This window comes from Hyphococcus sp. (assembly GCF_965228385.1).
Classification (GTDB): Bacteria; Pseudomonadota; Alphaproteobacteria; order Caulobacterales; family Parvularculaceae; genus Hyphococcus.
This window is the reverse complement of sequence record NZ_OZ245810.1, coordinates 1,275,485-1,291,092: the sequence shown is the minus strand read 5'-3', so window position 1 is coordinate 1,291,092 and position 15,608 is coordinate 1,275,485. Positions and strand designations below refer to the sequence as shown.

The 15,608-nt window shown below is 59.0% G+C and carries 27 protein-coding genes; all 27 read left to right on the top strand.

Annotated features, from left to right (window positions below; translation table 11 throughout):
* Nucleotides 1-10: 10 nt before the first annotated feature.
* The 27 genes from rplC to ACQK2Q_RS05985 all read left to right on the top strand — a co-directional run bounded on the left by rplC (nt 11) and on the right by ACQK2Q_RS05985 (nt 15,530).
* A complete protein-coding gene (rplC, locus tag ACQK2Q_RS06115; protein ID WP_425408856.1) occupies nt 11-901 on the top strand; it encodes a 50S ribosomal protein L3 in 891 nt (296 codons plus the stop codon).
* Nucleotides 901-1,518: a 50S ribosomal protein L4 gene (gene rplD / locus ACQK2Q_RS06110; protein WP_425408855.1), complete on the top strand. Its 618-nt coding sequence runs from the start codon at nt 901-903 to the stop codon at nt 1,516-1,518. Before rplC ends, rplD begins: the two co-directional genes overlap by 1 nt.
* Nucleotides 1,515-1,832 carry a 50S ribosomal protein L23 gene (locus ACQK2Q_RS06105; protein WP_425408854.1) on the top strand — a complete coding sequence of 106 codons (318 nt, stop codon included), beginning with the start codon at nt 1,515-1,517 and terminating at the stop codon, nt 1,830-1,832. Before rplD ends, ACQK2Q_RS06105 begins: the two co-directional genes overlap by 4 nt.
* An 18-nt stretch (nt 1,833-1,850) precedes the next feature.
* Nucleotides 1,851-2,687 carry a 50S ribosomal protein L2 gene (gene rplB, locus ACQK2Q_RS06100; protein ID WP_425408853.1) on the top strand — a complete coding sequence of 279 codons (837 nt, stop codon included), beginning with the start codon at nt 1,851-1,853 and terminating at the stop codon, nt 2,685-2,687.
* A 19-nt stretch (nt 2,688-2,706) separates the two neighbouring features.
* On the top strand, nt 2,707-2,985 hold the full coding sequence (rpsS, locus tag ACQK2Q_RS06095) for a 30S ribosomal protein S19 (RefSeq protein ID WP_425408852.1): 279 nt from the start codon (nt 2,707-2,709) through the stop codon (nt 2,983-2,985).
* A gap of 2 nt (nt 2,986-2,987) precedes the next feature.
* Nucleotides 2,988-3,368: a 50S ribosomal protein L22 gene (gene rplV, locus ACQK2Q_RS06090; protein ID WP_425408851.1), complete on the top strand. Its 381-nt coding sequence runs from the start codon at nt 2,988-2,990 to the stop codon at nt 3,366-3,368.
* Nucleotides 3,368-4,069 (top strand): 30S ribosomal protein S3, encoded by a 702-nt coding sequence (rpsC, locus tag ACQK2Q_RS06085; RefSeq protein ID WP_425408850.1) that lies wholly within the window; start codon nt 3,368-3,370, stop codon nt 4,067-4,069. The genes rplV and rpsC overlap by 1 nt, the downstream gene beginning before the upstream one ends.
* Before the next feature lie 37 nt (nt 4,070-4,106).
* The gene (gene rplP / locus ACQK2Q_RS06080; RefSeq protein ID WP_425408849.1) at nt 4,107-4,520 is read left to right on the top strand and encodes a 50S ribosomal protein L16; all 414 of its coding nucleotides are present in this window, start codon (nt 4,107-4,109) and stop codon (nt 4,518-4,520) included.
* 11 nt (nt 4,521-4,531) lie between these two features.
* Nucleotides 4,532-4,723 carry a 50S ribosomal protein L29 gene (rpmC, locus tag ACQK2Q_RS06075; protein WP_425408848.1) on the top strand — a complete coding sequence of 64 codons (192 nt, stop codon included), beginning with the start codon at nt 4,532-4,534 and terminating at the stop codon, nt 4,721-4,723.
* 29 nt (nt 4,724-4,752) lie between these two features.
* A complete protein-coding gene (gene rpsQ, locus ACQK2Q_RS06070; protein ID WP_425408847.1) occupies nt 4,753-4,995 on the top strand; it encodes a 30S ribosomal protein S17 in 243 nt (80 codons plus the stop codon).
* Nucleotides 4,996-5,061: 66 nt separating this feature from the next.
* On the top strand, nt 5,062-5,430 hold the full coding sequence (rplN, locus tag ACQK2Q_RS06065; protein WP_425408846.1) for a 50S ribosomal protein L14: 369 nt from the start codon (nt 5,062-5,064) through the stop codon (nt 5,428-5,430).
* A gap of 2 nt (nt 5,431-5,432) precedes the next feature.
* Nucleotides 5,433-5,747: a 50S ribosomal protein L24 gene (rplX, locus tag ACQK2Q_RS06060; RefSeq protein ID WP_425408845.1), complete on the top strand. Its 315-nt coding sequence runs from the start codon at nt 5,433-5,435 to the stop codon at nt 5,745-5,747.
* Nucleotides 5,740-6,300: a 50S ribosomal protein L5 gene (gene rplE / locus ACQK2Q_RS06055; RefSeq protein ID WP_425408844.1), complete on the top strand. Its 561-nt coding sequence runs from the start codon at nt 5,740-5,742 to the stop codon at nt 6,298-6,300. Before rplX ends, rplE begins: the two co-directional genes overlap by 8 nt.
* 52 nt (nt 6,301-6,352) lie before the next feature.
* Nucleotides 6,353-6,658, top strand: a complete 306-nt coding sequence (gene rpsN, locus ACQK2Q_RS06050) for a 30S ribosomal protein S14 (RefSeq protein ID WP_425408843.1) — start codon at nt 6,353-6,355, stop codon at nt 6,656-6,658.
* Nucleotides 6,659-6,674: 16 nt separating this feature from the next.
* On the top strand, nt 6,675-7,073 hold the full coding sequence (gene rpsH / locus ACQK2Q_RS06045) for a 30S ribosomal protein S8 (RefSeq protein ID WP_425408842.1): 399 nt from the start codon (nt 6,675-6,677) through the stop codon (nt 7,071-7,073).
* Between the two features lie 16 nt (nt 7,074-7,089).
* The gene (gene rplF, locus ACQK2Q_RS06040; protein ID WP_425408841.1) at nt 7,090-7,623 is read left to right on the top strand and encodes a 50S ribosomal protein L6; all 534 of its coding nucleotides are present in this window, start codon (nt 7,090-7,092) and stop codon (nt 7,621-7,623) included.
* A gap of 25 nt (nt 7,624-7,648) precedes the next feature.
* Entirely contained in the window at nt 7,649-8,002 is a 354-nt protein-coding gene (gene rplR, locus ACQK2Q_RS06035) for a 50S ribosomal protein L18 (RefSeq protein WP_425408840.1), read from the top strand.
* A 13-nt stretch (nt 8,003-8,015) separates the two neighbouring features.
* Nucleotides 8,016-8,615: a 30S ribosomal protein S5 gene (rpsE, locus tag ACQK2Q_RS06030; protein WP_425408839.1), complete on the top strand. Its 600-nt coding sequence runs from the start codon at nt 8,016-8,018 to the stop codon at nt 8,613-8,615.
* A gap of 13 nt (nt 8,616-8,628) precedes the next feature.
* Nucleotides 8,629-8,817: a 50S ribosomal protein L30 gene (gene rpmD / locus ACQK2Q_RS06025; RefSeq protein ID WP_425408838.1), complete on the top strand. Its 189-nt coding sequence runs from the start codon at nt 8,629-8,631 to the stop codon at nt 8,815-8,817.
* Nucleotides 8,818-8,937: 120 nt separating this feature from the next.
* Nucleotides 8,938-9,405, top strand: a complete 468-nt coding sequence (gene rplO, locus ACQK2Q_RS06020) for a 50S ribosomal protein L15 (RefSeq protein ID WP_425408837.1) — start codon at nt 8,938-8,940, stop codon at nt 9,403-9,405.
* Nucleotides 9,406-9,491: 86 nt separating this feature from the next.
* A complete protein-coding gene (gene secY, locus ACQK2Q_RS06015) occupies nt 9,492-10,844 on the top strand; it encodes a preprotein translocase subunit SecY (RefSeq protein WP_425408836.1) in 1,353 nt (450 codons plus the stop codon).
* Nucleotides 10,841-11,437, top strand: a complete 597-nt coding sequence (locus ACQK2Q_RS06010) for an adenylate kinase (RefSeq protein WP_425408835.1) — start codon at nt 10,841-10,843, stop codon at nt 11,435-11,437. Before secY ends, ACQK2Q_RS06010 begins: the two co-directional genes overlap by 4 nt.
* Nucleotides 11,438-11,667: 230 nt before the next feature.
* Nucleotides 11,668-12,036 (top strand): 30S ribosomal protein S13, encoded by a 369-nt coding sequence (rpsM, locus tag ACQK2Q_RS06005; protein ID WP_425408834.1) that lies wholly within the window; start codon nt 11,668-11,670, stop codon nt 12,034-12,036.
* A gap of 13 nt (nt 12,037-12,049) precedes the next feature.
* Complete coding sequence (gene rpsK, locus ACQK2Q_RS06000; RefSeq protein WP_425408833.1) at nt 12,050-12,445, top strand: 30S ribosomal protein S11; 396 nt, start codon at nt 12,050-12,052, stop codon at nt 12,443-12,445.
* A gap of 46 nt (nt 12,446-12,491) precedes the next feature.
* A complete protein-coding gene (locus ACQK2Q_RS05995) occupies nt 12,492-13,502 on the top strand; it encodes a DNA-directed RNA polymerase subunit alpha (protein ID WP_425411127.1) in 1,011 nt (336 codons plus the stop codon).
* A 32-nt stretch (nt 13,503-13,534) separates the two neighbouring features.
* Complete coding sequence (gene rplQ / locus ACQK2Q_RS05990) at nt 13,535-13,975, top strand: 50S ribosomal protein L17 (RefSeq protein ID WP_425408832.1); 441 nt, start codon at nt 13,535-13,537, stop codon at nt 13,973-13,975.
* Nucleotides 13,976-14,063: 88 nt separating this feature from the next.
* Nucleotides 14,064-15,530 (top strand): DegQ family serine endoprotease, encoded by a 1,467-nt coding sequence (locus ACQK2Q_RS05985; protein ID WP_425408831.1) that lies wholly within the window; start codon nt 14,064-14,066, stop codon nt 15,528-15,530.
* Nucleotides 15,531-15,608: the final 78 nt, after the last annotated feature.

The following is a 15,608-nucleotide window of genomic DNA, read 5'->3' as shown; positions in this document are numbered from 1 at the left end:
GCATTTGACGATGCGTACGGGATTAATTGCAAAGAAAATGGGCATGACGCGCATTTACACCGAGGGCGGCGATCACGTGCCGGTCACGGTGATGCAGCTGGAAGGATGCCAGGTCGTTGCGCAGCGCACGGCGGAGAAGAACGGCTACAGCGCCGTTCAGCTCGGCGCCGGCGCGAAGAAAGCAAAACGCGTAACGAAAGCAGAGCGCGGCCAGTTCGCCAAGGCGAATGTTGAGCCGAAGGCGAAAGTCGCCGAGTTCCGCGTCTCCGAAGAGAATATGATCGATGTGGGCGAAGAAATTATTGCCGATCATTATTACGAAGGCCAGTTCGTCGACGTCACCGGCACGTCCATTGGTAAAGGCTTCGCCGGCGCCATGAAGCGGCACAATTTCGGCGGTCTTCGCGCGAGCCACGGCGTTTCCATTTCGCACCGTTCGCACGGCTCCACCGGTCAGTGCCAGGATCCGGGCAAGGTCTTCAAGGGCAAGAAAATGGCGGGTCACATGGGCGCCGCGCGCGTCACGACGCAGAACCTGCAGGTGGTCAAGACCGATTCCGATCGCGGACTGATCCTGATCAAGGGCGCCGTGCCGGGACCGAAGGGCGGCTGGGTGCTGATCAAGGACGCCGTGAAAAAGCCCGACCCGGAAAACGCCATTCTGCCGGCGGCGCTGATGTCCGCCAAGAAGGAAGCCCAGCGCCAGGCCGAAGAAGCCGCAGCGCAGGCGGCGGCGGAAGAAGAAGCCGCGGCCAAGGCGGCGCGCGAGGAACAGCTCGCCCAGCAAAAGGCTGCGCTTGAAGAGCAGAGCGCCGGCGCCGAAGACGAAGAAGCGGGCGTTCCGTCCACTGATGAGACCGGCGGCGACGAAGCTGAAACCAAGAAAGAAGGGGACGAATAATGAAACGCGAAGTCCTCAATCTTGAAAACAAGAAGGCCGGCGACATCGATCTCGACGACGGCATCTTCGGCCTTGAGCCGCGCAAGGATATTTTGCATCGCTGCGTCGTGTACCAGCTGGCGAAACGCCAGCAGGGCACGCATAAAACCAAAGAGCGCAATGAGATTACCGGCACGTCGAAGAAATTCGGCCGGCAAAAAGGCTCCGGCGGCGCGCGTCACGGCAACCGCAAGGCGCCGCTCTTCCGGGGCGGCGGTAAGGCGCACGGTCCGCGTCCGCGCAGCCATGCGATTTCTCTGCCGAAAAAGGTTCGCCAGCTCGCGTTGAAACACGCATTGTCGTCAAAGGCGGCGAGCGACTCGCTGATCATCATTGACGAGGCGAAACTGGCGGACGCCAAAACCAAGTCGCTGATCGATGCGTTCTCGAAGCTCGATATTTCAAACGCGCTTATTGTCGATGCGAGCGTCGATGAAAATTTCGGCCTGGCGACGCGCAACCTCAAGGGCGTCGATATGCTGCCCGTCATCGGCGCGAATGTTTACGACATTTTGCGCAAGGACAAGCTGATCCTCACCAAGGCGGCTGTCGAAGGTCTGGAGGCGCGTCTCAAATGAGCAAGAAAGAGCAAAAAACCATGGGCGCCGAAGCGCATTACGACACCCTGATCCAGCCGGTGATCACCGAGAAATCGACGATTGCATCGGAGCATAATCAGGTGGTTTTCCAGACGCCGATCACGGCCACCAAGCCTGAGATCAAGGAAGCCGTTGAAACGCTCTTCAAAGTGAAGGTCAAAGCGGTCAACACGCTGCGCGTCAAAGGCAAGAGCAAGCAATTTCGCGGGCGCGCCTATACGCGCTCAACTGTCAAAAAAGCGGTCGTGACCTTGGAAGAAGGCCACACGATTGACGTGACCACAGGACTGTAAGGCAAGGGTTCAAGACCAATGGCTTTGAAAAAATTCAAACCGACAACGCCCAGCCGTCGTCAGCTTGTGCTGGTCGACAAGAGCGAGCTTTGGAAGGGCAAGCCGGTCAAATCACTGACCGAGGGCCTGAACGAAAAGGCTGGCCGGAACAATACAGGGCGCATCACCGTTCGCCGCCGAGGCGGCGGCGTGAAAAAGACCTATCGCAAAATAGATTTCAAGCGCGCGAAGTTTGACATCGAAGCGAAAGTCGAGCGCCTTGAATATGATCCGAACCGCACAGGTTTTATCGCGCTGATAAAATATCTTGACGGCGAGCAGGCGTACATTCTGGCGCCGCAGCGCCTGAAAGCCGGCGACAAGGTGATTTCCGGCGACAAGGTCGACGTGAAGCCCGGCAATGCAATGCCGCTGAAATCGATCCCTGTGGGTACGATTATTCACAATGTAGAGCTGAAGCCCGGCAAGGGCGGCCAGATTGCGCGTTCAGCCGGTTCCTACGCACAGCTTGTCGGCCGCGACGGCGGCATGGCGCAGGTGCGCATGCAGTCGGGCGAGGTTCGTCTCGTTCTCGGCTCATGCATGGCGACAGTCGGCGCGGTCTCGAACCCGGATCACATGAACCAGTCCATCGGCAAGGCCGGGCGCAACCGTCACAAGGGCAAGCGCCCCTCGGTGCGCGGCGTTGTCATGAACCCGGTGGATCACCCGCATGGCGGCGGCGAAGGCCGCACGTCCGGCGGCCGTCATCCGGTGACGCCCTGGGGCAAGCCGACCAAGGGCGCCAAAACCCGCAAGAACAAAGCAACAGACAAATTCATTCTGCGCTCGCGTCATGCGCGGAAGAAGAAATAAGGCGACGGAGTTTTAAGATATGCCACGTTCAGTTTGGAAAGGTCCGTTCGTCGATCGCTACATGCTTAAAAAAGCAGAAGAAGCGCAGGACGGAAAACATAAAGGCGGCGTCAAGACCTGGTCCCGGCGCTCAACGATCCTGCCGCAATTCGTTGGCCTGACGTTCAACGTCTACAACGGTCAGAAATTCATTCCGGTTCATGTCACCGAAGACATGGTCGGGCACAAGTTCGGCGAATTTTCTCCGACCCGGTCCTATTATGGTCACGGCGCGGATAAAAAGGCGAAGAGGAAATAGTCATGGGGCAGAAGAAAAATCCCCGGCGCTTCAGCGAAACGCAGGCGATGGCGAAGGGCCGCATGATCCGCACCTCGCCGCAGAAGCTGAATCTCGTCGCGCAGCTTATCCGCGGCAAGCCGGTCGAAAAGGCGCTTGCGGACCTCACCTTTTCGCGCAAACGCGTCGCGCTGAATGTTAAAAAGGTGCTGGAAAGCGCGATCGCCAATGCTGAAAACAACCACGATCTCGATATCGACTCGCTGATCGTCGATCAGGCATTTGTCGGCAAGAATCTCGTGATGAAGCGCTGGAAAGCGCGCGCGCGGGGCCGGGTCGGCAGAATTCACAAACCGTTTTCTGAAATCACTATCGTAGTGAAAGAAGTTGAGGAGGCCGCTTAATGGGCCAGAAAGTCAACCCAATCGGCTTGCGCCTCGGGATCAACCGCACCTGGGATTCGCGCTGGTTCGCCGGCAAGGCCGCCTATGGCGACTTGCTGCACGAGGATTTGCGCATCAGGCGTTATCTTGAAAAGCGTCTTCACCAGGCCGGCGTTTCGCGCATCGTCATCGAGCGCCCGCACAAGAAATGCCGCGTGACGATCTATACGGCGCGTCCGGGCGTTGTCATCGGCAAGAAGGGCGCCGATATCGAGAAGCTGCGCCAGGAGCTTTCGAAACTGTCCTCATCGGAAACGGTGTTGAACATTGTCGAAATCCGAAAGCCGGAAGTTGACGCTACGCTCGTTGCGGAAAACATCGCGCAGCAGCTTGAGCGCCGTGTCGCTTTTCGCCGGGCCATGAAGCGCGCCATGCAAACGGCGCAGCGCATGGGCGCACTCGGCATCCGCGTCAACGTATCGGGCCGTCTTGGCGGCGCTGAAATCGCGCGGATGGAATGGTATCGCGAAGGCCGCGTGCCACTGCACACGCTGCGCGCCGACATCGATTACGGCGTGGCGACGGCGCAGACCACTTATGGCGCGATCGGCGTGAAAGTCTGGATCTTCAAGGGCGAGATCATGGAACACGATCCGATGGGTCAGGAAAAACGCCTGATTGACGCGCAAACGGGCGGCGTCGGTCATCAGCAGCGCAACTAGCGCGACGTAAGAAACAAGTATCTGGAGACTTTTGGCCATGTTGCAGCCGAAGAAAACAAAATACCGCAAGATGCACAAAGGGCGCATCAAGGGCGCGGCGAAAGGCGGCACGGATCTGAATTTCGGATCGCACGGTCTGAAAGCCGTGCAGCCGGAACGGGTGACCTCGCGCCAGATCGAGGCGACGCGCCGGGCGATCACACGCGCCATGAAACGTCAGGGCCGCGTCTGGATCCGGATTTTTCCGGATGTGCCGGTGTCGAAAAAGCCCACCGAAGTGCGCATGGGTAAAGGCAAGGGTTCGGTCGAGTACTGGGCGGCGAAAGTCAAACCCGGCCGCATCATGTTCGAGATTGACGGCGTGACGGACGATGTAGCGCGCGAAGCGTTGACGCTTGGCGCTGCGAAGCTGCCGATCAAGACGCGCATTGTCACGCGTATTGGCGAATAGGGATTAAGGACATGGACGCCAGCGAAGCAAGAGATTTGACCCCGGACGAATTGAAGGATCGTATTCTTCAATTGAAACGCGAGCAGTTTAACCTGCGCTTTCAAAAAGCCTCCGGTCAGCTCGAAAAGACGGCAAGAATTGGCGAGGTCCGCAAGGACATCGCGCGTTTGAAAACCATCCTGGGTGAAAAAGCCAGGTCGTAGAAATAATTGGCGAATTAAGAGGCGAGACAATGCCCAAACGGATTATGCAAGGCACGGTCGTGAGCGACAAAGGCAACCAGACGGTTGTCGTGAATGTCGATCGTATTTTCACGCATCCGCTGTTCAAAAAGACGGTGCGCCGGTCGAACCGCTTCCATGCGCATGACGCTGGCAACGAATTCAAAACTGGAGATCTGGTGCGCATTCAGGAATGCGCGCCGAAATCGAAGCTGAAGCGCTGGGAAGTTATCGGGCGCGGCTCAAAAGGATAAAGGGTCCGCCCATCGGGCGGGCAGGTGAAAGATTAGCGGGCGGTATCGCCTTTTAGGAGCGGCATCATGATTCAGATGCAAACAAATTTGGACGTCGCCGACAATTCCGGCGCAAAGCGCGTTCAGTGCATTAAGGTGCTCGGCGGCGCAAAGCGCAAATACGCAGGCGTCGGCGATATAATCGTTGTATCCGTCAAGGAAGCGATCCCGCGCGGCCGCGTGAAAAAGGGCCAGGTCATGAAGGCGGTTGTCGTTCGCACGGCCAAGGACATTATTCGCCGCGACGGTTCGGTGATCCGCTTCGACCGCAACGCCGCCGTTCTGATCAATAACAACAAAGAGCCGATCGGCACGCGTATTTTCGGCCCGGTGACGCGCGAGCTTCGCGCCGCCAAGCATATGAAAATCGTGTCGCTTGCTCCGGAGGTTTTGTAGTCATGGCTGCGAAGATTAAAAAAGGCGACAAGGTCATCGTCCTTGCGGGCCGCGACCGCGGCGCCGAAGGCGAAGTGATCCAGGTGATGCCGAAAGCCGACCGCGTGGTGGTGCGCGGCGTCAACCTGATCAAGAAACACCAGAAGCAAACGCAAACGGAGCAGGGCGGGATCATCTCGAAAGAAGCGTCGATGCACATTTCCAATGTGGCGCTGAAAGATCCCTCCACCGGCAAGCCGACGCGCGTTGGTTTCAAGATTGAAGACGGCAAAAAAGTACGCGTCGCGAAAGCGTCGGGTGAGGTAATCGATGGCTGAAGCAAGCGCATATCAACCGCGTCTGAAGACGCTTTATAACGACGCCATCCGGGGCAAGATGAACGACAAGTTCAGCTACCCGAACACGATGATGACGCCGCATATCGAAAAGATCGTCATCAATATGGGCGTCGGCGACGCCGTCAACGACCGCAAGGCCGTGGACGCCGCCGTGCAGGATCTGACGCTGATCGCCGGTCAAAAGCCGGTCATCACCAACGCAAAAAAGTCCATCGCCGGTTTCAAGCTGCGCGAAGGCATGGCCGTCGGCTGCAAGGTGACGCTGCGCAAGGATCGCATGTACGAGTTTCTCGACCGCCTCATCACCATCGCGCTGCCGCGTGTGCGCGACTTTCGCGGTCTGAATGCAAAAAGCTTTGACGGCCGCGGCAATTACGCCATGGGCCTGAAAGAACACATCGTGTTTCCGGAAATCGATTACGACAAGGTCGATAAAATCCGTGGCATGGACATCATCATCTGCACCTCCGCTCGCTCTGACGATGAGGCGCGTGAACTTTTGCGGGAATTCAACTTCCCGTTTCGGAAATAAAAAGCATTGAGCAAGGTCCGCGCGGCGGAAACCGGCCCAAGAAGGAGAAGACATGGCGAAAAAAGCAATGGTCGAGCGCGATCTCAAACGCCGCCGGATGGCGAAAAAGTTTGAGTCAAAGCGCAATCGGCTGAAGGCGATCATCAAGGATCAGGAACAGGCCGGCGAGGAGCGTTTCATGGCGGCCCTCAAGCTTGCTGAACTGCCGCGTAACTCATCCAAGACGCGCATCCGCAACCGTTGTCTCGTCACAGGGCGCCCGCGCGGATTTTATCGCAAGCTGAAAATGTCGCGGATCGCGCTGCGCGATCTTGGTTCGTCCGGAAAAATTCCGGGCCTGGTTAAGTCGAGCTGGTAAGGGAGCCTGAAACGAAATGGCTATCAATGATCCCGTCGGCGATCTGATCACCCGTATCCGCAATGCGCAGATGCGCCGTCACTCCACTATGAGCGTTCCTGCTTCCAAGCTGCGCGGCTGGGTTCTCGACGTCCTCCAGAGCGAGGGCTATATCCGCGGTTATTCGCGTACGGAAAAGGAAGGCGAAAAGCCGAACTTTGACGTCGAACTGAAATATTATGAAGGCGCGCCGGTCATTCAGAAGATCAAGCGCGTCTCCAAGCCGGGCCGCCGGGTTTATACGTCGGTGCGCGATCTTGCGACCGTGCGCAACGGCCTTGGCATCTCTATCGTATCGACGCCGAAAGGCGTCATGTCAGACGCGGCAGCGCGCGACGCCAATGTCGGCGGCGAAGTGCTCTGCGAAGTTTACTAAGGGTTGGGAGTCAAAAATGTCCCGCATTGGTAAAAAAGCGATCCCTGTTCCGGGCGGCGTCACGGTTTCCGTGGACGGCCAGACGGTGAACGCCAAGGGCCCGAAGGGCGAATTGCAGTTCGTTGTCAACGAATTGTGCACGGTTGCGCTTGAGGAAAACGAAATTTCCGTCAAGCCGGTCGACAATTCAAAACCGGCGCGGTCCATGTGGGGCATGAGCCGCACGCGGATTTCGAACATGCTTGACGGCGTCGCGAATGAATATTCGAAAACGCTGGAGCTTGTCGGCGTTGGCTACCGCGCGCAGATGAAAGGCGCGGACCTCAGCCTTGCGCTCGGTTACAGCCACGACATCGACTATCCGGCGCCGGACGGCGTCAAGATTGCGACGCCGAAACCGACGGAAATCGTTGTCACAGGCATCGACAAACAAAAGGTCGGACAGACCGCTGCGGAAATTCGCGCGTTCCGTCCGCCGGAGCCTTATAAAGGCAAAGGCGTTAAATACGCCGATGAATATATCTTCCGTAAGGAAGGCAAGAAGAAGTAACGGCTCTCGATAAGGAATTACGGCAATGGCCGATCAGAAGCGAAAACAGATGAACTCGCGGGCGACCCGCACCAGAGGCAAGTTGAAGCGCGTTACGACTGAGCGTCCGCGGCTTTCCGTGTTCCGTTCGTCGAAAAACATCTCGGCGCAGATCATCGACGACAAGGACGGCAAAACCCTTGCCGCCGCCTCGTCGCTCGAAAAGGAATTCGGCAAGGGATCGGACAAGGACGCCGCCGCGAAAGTCGGCAAATCGCTTGCGGACCGCGCCGTAAAGGCCGGCGTGAAAAACGTCGTCTTCGACCGCGGCGGCTACAGGTATCACGGACGGGTGAAAGCGCTGGCGGACGCCGCGCGCGAAGCCGGATTGAATTTTTAAGGAGTAGACGGTCATGGCTCGAGAAGAAGGACGAGGCCGAGGACGCGGCCAAGGCAGAGGCCGGGGCGACCGCGAAGAGCGCGACGAATTTGTCGACAAGCTTGTCGCCATCAATCGCGTTGCGAAAGTGGTGAAGGGCGGCAAGAACTTCGGTTTTGCGGCGCTTGTGGTTGTCGGCGATCAGAAAGGCCGCGTGGGCTTCGGCAAGGGCAAGGCCCGTGAAGTGCCCGAAGCGATTCGCAAGGCCAGCCAGGAAGCCAAGCGCAACCTCGTGCGCATTCCCTTGCGCGAAGGCCGCACCCTGCACCATGACGCCCATGGGCGCTGGGGCGCAGGCAAGGTCGTGCTTCGTTCGGCGCCCGCCGGTACGGGCATTATCGCGGGCGGACCGATGCGCGCGATTTTCGAAACGCTTGGCGTGCAGGATGTCGTGGCGAAATCTATCGGTTCGTCGAATCCTTACAACATGGTGCGCGCCACGGTAGACGCGCTGAAAAACCAGTCGAGCCCGCGCAATATGGCGGCGAAACGCGGCAAGAAAGTCTCGGACATTCTTTCCAATCGCGGCCGCGGCGCTGATGCAGGCAATGGCGCCGGCGCTGACGCAGCGTAAGAGGTGAACGAGAATGGCAAAGAACAACACCATCAAGATCCGTCAGACGGGCAGCCCCATCAGACGTCCGAAAGATCAGCGTGCGACGCTGATCGGGCTGGGACTGAATAAAATCGGCCGTACACGCGACGTGCAGGACACGCCCGCCATGCGCGGCATGATCGCCAAGGTCGCGCATATGGTGGAAGTGATTGAAGAATAGTTTGTAGGTTGTAGGGAATCGTTTGTAGGGCAGGTGATAATCACCAACTACAACCTACGACCTTTTAAAAGGCGAGGCGGCTATTCGGGAGCGAAAAGGCCGTCGAAAGTCGAGGTAGATATGAAACTCAACGAATTATCTGACAATAAGGGCGCGCGCAAAGAGCGTATGCGCGTTGGCCGCGGGATCGGCTCCGGCAAGGGCAAGACCGGCGGTCGCGGTGTTAAAGGCCAGAAGTCACGTTCGGGCGTTTCCGGCATTCGCGCCTATGAAGGCGGTCAGATGCCGCTATATATGCGCCTGCCAAAACGCGGTTTTAAAAAGCCGAACCGTCTGGCTTATGTCGAGATTAATATTGGCCGTCTGCAATCGGCGATCGACGCCGGCAAGATTGACGCCGGCAAGAAAATCGACGCTGGCATGCTGGTTGAAGCGGGCGTGATCCGCCGCGCCAAGAACGGTTTGCGTCTTCTCGGAACCGGCGAACTCAAAGCCAAGATCGATATTGAAGTGGCTCACGCCTCAGCAGGCGCCAAAGCGGCCGTGGAAAAGGCCGGCGGCGCCGTCTCGATCAAGGGCGGCGAGTAAGCGGGTTTTGGCCCAAGGGTTGTGGTTTTCAACCGCAACCCCACATGGGCGTGGCTTCCCGCTTCCATTTCAAGTGATGGGTTAAGATGACATCAGCAGCCGAACAATTCGCGTCGAACATCAATTTTTCTTCCTTCGCCAAGGCGGAGGAGTTGAAAAAACGTTTGCTGTTCACGCTGGGCGCGCTGATTGTCTATCGTCTCGGGACTTTCGTCCCTATTCCCGGCATTAATCCGGAAGCGTTCGCGCAAGGCTTTCAAAGCCAGCAGGATGGTCTTCTCGGCACGCTGAATATTTTCGCCGGCGGCGCGGTTGAGCGCATGGCGATCTTTGCACTGAATATCATGCCGTATATTTCGGCGTCGATCATTATGCAATTGATGTCCGCCGTTATTCCCTCGCTTGAGCAGATCAAGAAGGAAGGCGAACAGGGCCGGCGCCAGATCAACCAGTATACCCGTTATCTGACGGTGTTTCTCGCAACGATGCAGGGCTATTTTATCGCCGTCAGCCTGCAGTCCAATGCGGGCGGCGGTTTGCCTGTGGTTGATAATCCGGGGCCGTTCTTCCTGCTGACGACCGTGGTGACGCTGGTGGGCGGCGTGATGTTCCTTTTATGGCTCGGCGAGCAGATTACAGCCCGCGGCGTCGGCAACGGCGTGTCGCTGATCATTTTCGCCGGCATTGTGGCGGAGCTGCCGCGCGCTATCGCCGGTCTTCTCGATCAGGGCCGCACGGGCGCAGGCGTTGGCGGCGGCGCGATCCTCGTTATCGCCGCCCTGGCCCTGGCGCTGATCGCATTTGTGGTTTTCATGGAGCGTTCCCAGCGCCGGGTTCTGGTCCAGTATCCGCGCCGTCAGGTGGGCCAGCGCATGACGCAGGGCGAGAAATCGCACCTGCCGCTGAAGCTGAACGTTTCCGGCGTTATTCCGCCGATCTTCGCTTCATCCCTGCTGTTGCTGCCGGCCACGGCCGCCGGCGCCGTGGGCGACGGCTCGCCGCAATGGCTGCAGGATCTGACATTCCTCTTTGCGCCTCAGCGCCCGGCCTATATCGCACTTTATGCGTTCCTGATCATCGGCTTTACGTTCGTCTACACGTCTGTCGTCTTCAACGTGGAAGACGTGGCGGATAATCTGAAAAAATATGGCGGTTTTATTCAGGGCTACCGGCCCGGCGCGCGCACGGCGGAATATCTGGACTATGTGCTGACGCGCCTGACCTTTGTCGGCGCCATGTATCTGACATTCGTGTGTATTCTGCCGGAAATTTTGAAGGCCGGGTATCAGCAGTCGATCCCTGTTTATATCGGCGGCACGTCGCTGCTCATTGTGGTGTCGGTGACGCTGGATACGGTGTCGCAGATTCAAGGTCATCTCGTCGCCCAGCAATATGAGAGCCTGATCAAGAAATCGAAGCTGCGCGGGGGCCGGCGATGATCGTGATTTTCCTCGGCCCGCCGGGCGCGGGCAAAGGCACGCAAGCCGCGCACATCGTCGAGCGCTACGCCATCCCGCAGCTCTCTACCGGCGACATGCTGCGCGCGGCGGTCAAGGCGCAGACCCCTGTGGGCGTCAAAGCCAAGGCGGTCATGGATTCCGGCAAGCTCGTCTCCGATGAGATTGTCGGCAATATCGTTTCCGACCGTATCGGGGAGGCGGATTGCGCCAACGGATTCCTGCTCGACGGCTTTCCCAGAACCCTGGTGCAGGCGGAGATGCTCGATGACATTCTCGCCAGAAAGGGCCTTTCCGTGGATGCGGTGATAGAGCTCAAGGTGGACGAGGCGGCGCTCATCGACCGGATGCGCAACCGTATCCGTGAGACGAAAGAGCGCGGCGAGGAGCTGCGCGCTGACGATAATGAAGAAACCTTCGCGAAGCGCCTTGGCGTCTATCGCGATGAGACGGCTCCCCTGGTCCCGTATTACGAGAAACAGGGTAAATTGCGCGCCGTGGACGGCATGAAAACGGTTGCGGCCGTTTCCGCCGAAATCGACGCGATTCTCGACCCGATCCAGGCCAAAAAATAGGTCCGGAAAACGGTTGACGGCGGCCCGCGCGCGGCTATACCTACGCGCTCTCCGCCAACAGGAGATGAGCTCGCTCGGCGTGGGCGTTTCGCCCTTGCGCCGTCGCGGGCTTTGCTTGGTTCGCGGCAGTTTCGCCGCAATGAATTTTTACGGCTCGCCCGGCCGGAATCAGGGCGGAGAACGCCCCCGGCCTGAACCGGGCGGAGAATGAAGGAAAAGGAATAAATCCCGTGGCCCGTATTGCAGGCGTCAATATCCCGACGAACAAGCGCGTTACCATTGCGCTTCGCTATATTCACGGCATCGGCCCGGCCAAGGCCGCCGAGATTTGCGAAAAGGTAGGCATCGCGCCGGAGCGGCGCGTCAACGAGCTGTCCGATTCGGAAGTCTTGCAGATCCGCGAGTCGATCGACGGCGATTACATGGTCGAGGGCGATCTGCGCCGCGACGTGGCCGTGAACATCAAGCGCCTGATGGATCAGGGTTGCTACCGGGGCTTGCGCCACCGCCGCGGCCTGCCGGTGCGCGGTCAGCGCACGCACACCAACGCCCGCACGCGCAAGGGCCCGGCCAAGCCGATCGCCGGCAAAAAGAAATAAGGACACCTGAACGATGGCCAAACAAGCAGCTGGAACGCGCGTCAAGCGCCGCGAGCGTAAAAACATATCGACCGGCGTCGTTCATGTGAACGCGTCATTCAACAACACCATGGTGACGATCTCCGATGAACAGGGGAACGCCATTGCATGGTCGTCCGCCGGCGGCATGGGCTTTAAGGGCTCGCGCAAATCGACGCCTTATGCAGCGCAGCTTGCAGCCGAAGACGCAGCAAAGAAAGCGATGGATCACGGCATGCAGACGGTCAGCGTTGAAGTGCGCGGTCCGGGCTCGGGCCGGGAAAGCGCGCTGCGCGCCCTTCAGGCCGCTGGCCTGACGGTCACCATCATCCGCGACGTGACGCCCATCCCGCACAATGGCTGCCGTCCGCGCAAGCGCCGCCGCGTTTAATTCTGACACTGATTAAGAGAGCGATATCCAAATGGATTCCACGAATATTCTTGAAAAGAACTGGCTTGAGCTGATCCGCCCGTCGAAACTGGAAGTCACGCCCGGCGCCGATTCCAGCCGCAAGGCTGTGATTGTCGCGCAGCCGCTGGAGCGCGGTTTCGGTCTGACGCTCGGCAATGCGCTGCGCCGCATCCTGATGTCTTCGCTGCAGGGCGCGGCGGTGACGTCGATCCAGATTGACGGCGTCGTCCATGAATTCTCGTCCATTCAGGGCGTGCGCGAAGACGTGACGGACATCGTCCTCAACGTGAAACAGCTTGCCTTGCGCATGCATGCGGACGGCCCGAAGCGCCTCGTGCTCAAAAAAGACACGCCGGGCGTTGTCACCGCCGCCGACATCGAAGAGACGTCTTCTGTCGAGATCCTCAACAAGGATCATGTGATCTGTCACCTCGACGAAGGCGCCAATCTGCGTATCGAGATGACTGTGAACACAGGCAAGGGCTATACGCAGGCCGAGCAGAACCGTCCGGAAGACGCGCCTATCGGTCTTATCCCGGTGGACAGCCTGTACTCGCCGGTCAACCGCGTCGCCTACCGGGTTGAAAACACCCGCGAGGGCCAGGTTCTCGACTATGACAAGCTGATCATGGAAGTGGAAACCGACGGCTCGCTGTCGCCGGATGATTCGCTCGCCTATGCGGCGCGCATTCTTCAGGACCAGCTTCAGATTTTCATCAATTTCGATGAGCCGAAGAGCGAAACCGGCGGCGACGCGCGCGAAGAATTGCCGTTTAACCCGGCGCTGCTGCGCAAGGTTGACGAACTGGAACTGTCCGTGCGCTCGGCGAACTGCCTGAAGAACGACAATATCGTTTATATCGGCGACCTCATTCAGAAAACAGAAGCGGAAATGCTCCGCACGCCGAATTTCGGACGCAAGTCCCTGAATGAAATCAAGGAAGTGCTGGCCGGCCTCGGTCTGCATCTCGGCATGGATGTGCCGGACTGGCCGCCTGACAATATCGAAGACCTCGCTAAAAAGTTTGATGAATAACTGACACAACGTCAGCGTAAGGAGAAAAAGCCATGCGACACGGGATGGCGCACAGAAAACTGAACCGCACCCACGAACATCGCAAGGCGATGTTCGCCAATATGGCTTGCGCGCTGATCAAGCATGAGCAGATCACAACGACATTGCCGAAGGCGAAAGAACTTCGCCCCATCGTCGAAAAGCTCGTGACGAAAGCCAAACATGCGTCAAAGGACGAAGGCCGCGCGCTGCATCTTCGCCGTCAGGTCGTGTCGTCAATCCGCGACAAGGACATGGCGAAAAAACTGTTCGATACGATAGGGCCGCGCTACGAGGCGCGCGACGGCGGCTATATCCGCATCATGAAGGCGGGTTTCCGCTATGGCGACAACGCCCCGCTGGCGGTCATCGAATTCGTCGATCGCGACGAAGACGCCAAGGGTCAGGATTCCGGTCCTTTCATGGGCGTCGAGGATGACGGCGACGACGAGTAGACATTTCGCCGAAACGGCTGATGGTTTGATTAAGGGGCGCGCGGGGATATATTTCCCGCGCGTTCTTTTGTTCTGGAGGACTTTTTTGATGTTTCGTTATCTGTTCGCCGGTCTTGGCGCCCTTATGCTCGCGATGAACGCCGCCTGTGCGCAACCGGCGCCGGAAACGCGCAGCGATGAGGAATTGACGCCGCCGGAAATGGCTGCGGAATCCATCGGCGGCGCGCCTTCCGCCGTGCCCCAGTCGCTCGAAGCGGTGAAACTGTCTTTCGCGCCCGTTGTGGAGCGGGCGGCGCCGGCGGTCGTCAACATCTATACCCGCCGCGTGGTGCAGCAGCGCAGCGCCTTCGCCGGCGATCCGTTCTTTGAGCGCTTTTTCGGCGGCGGCGATTTCGGCGCGCCGCGCGAGCGCGTGCAGAATTCGCTGGGCTCCGGCGTGATCGTCAGTCCGGAGGGGCTGGTCGTCACCAACAACCATGTTATTGAAGGCATGACGGAGATCAAGGTTGTCCTGAATGACCGGCGCGAATACGAAGCCGAACTGATGATGGCCGATCCGCAGACGGATCTTGCGGTGTTGCGCATTGAGGTTGACGAGCCTTTACCATATCTGGTCTTCGCCAATTCGGATTCAATCGAGGTGGGCGATGTGGTGCTCGCCATCGGCAATCCGTTCGGCGTCGGCCAGACGGTCACCAGCGGCATCATTTCAGCGCTGGCGCGCACGGCGGTTTCGATTTCCGACTATCAGTTCTTTATACAGACGGACGCGGCCATCAATCCGGGCAATTCCGGCGGCGCGCTCATTGACATTGACGGGCGTGTCGTCGGCGTCAACTCGGCGATCTATTCGCGTTCCGGCGGCTCGAACGGCATCGGATTCGCCATTCCCTCGCGCCTTGTGCAGCAGGTCATCAAGTCGGCGATCAGCGGGACGGCGCTGGTGCGCCCGTGGATCGGCGCCTCCTCCAGCACCGTCACGGCGGACATGGCCAAGGCCCTGAAGCTTGACCGGCCGGCCGGCGCCATTGTGGATGATATCTGGGAACGCGGACCGGCGGATGAAGCGGGCATTGAACCGGGCGACGTTATTATCGAAGTCGACGGCCAGCCGGTGTTCGATTCGCAAACGCTGCAATATCGCGTCGGCGTCAATAATGAGGGCGACAGCACCGAGATTGTCTATGTCCGGAACGGCAGGACCCGGAACGCAAACGTCACCCTGGCCCTGCCGCCGGAAAGCCCGGCGCGCGACCCGCGCGAGCTTGAAGGCAATCATCCGCTGAACGGCGTTACCGTGGCCAACCTGTCGCCGCGCTATAGCGAGGAGCTTGGGCTCGATCCGCTCTCAAAAGGCGTTGTGGTGGCGAATGTGCAATCGCGTTCTTTCGCGGCGCGGCGCGGCCTGCGCCCCGGCCACAAGATTGTTTCCGTCAACGGACGAAATGTTGAAACGGCGGCGGAACTCGCGCGTGAGATCGCCAGAACGGCGCGTAGCTGGGAGCTTGAGATCGATACGGGCGGGCGCATCGTGCCCTGGCGCGTTGGGCGGTGACGAGGAGACGAAACCTCATCCTGAGGCGCGAGCGGATTACATTCGCGAGCCTCGAAGGATGTGACGTAAAGACTAAGC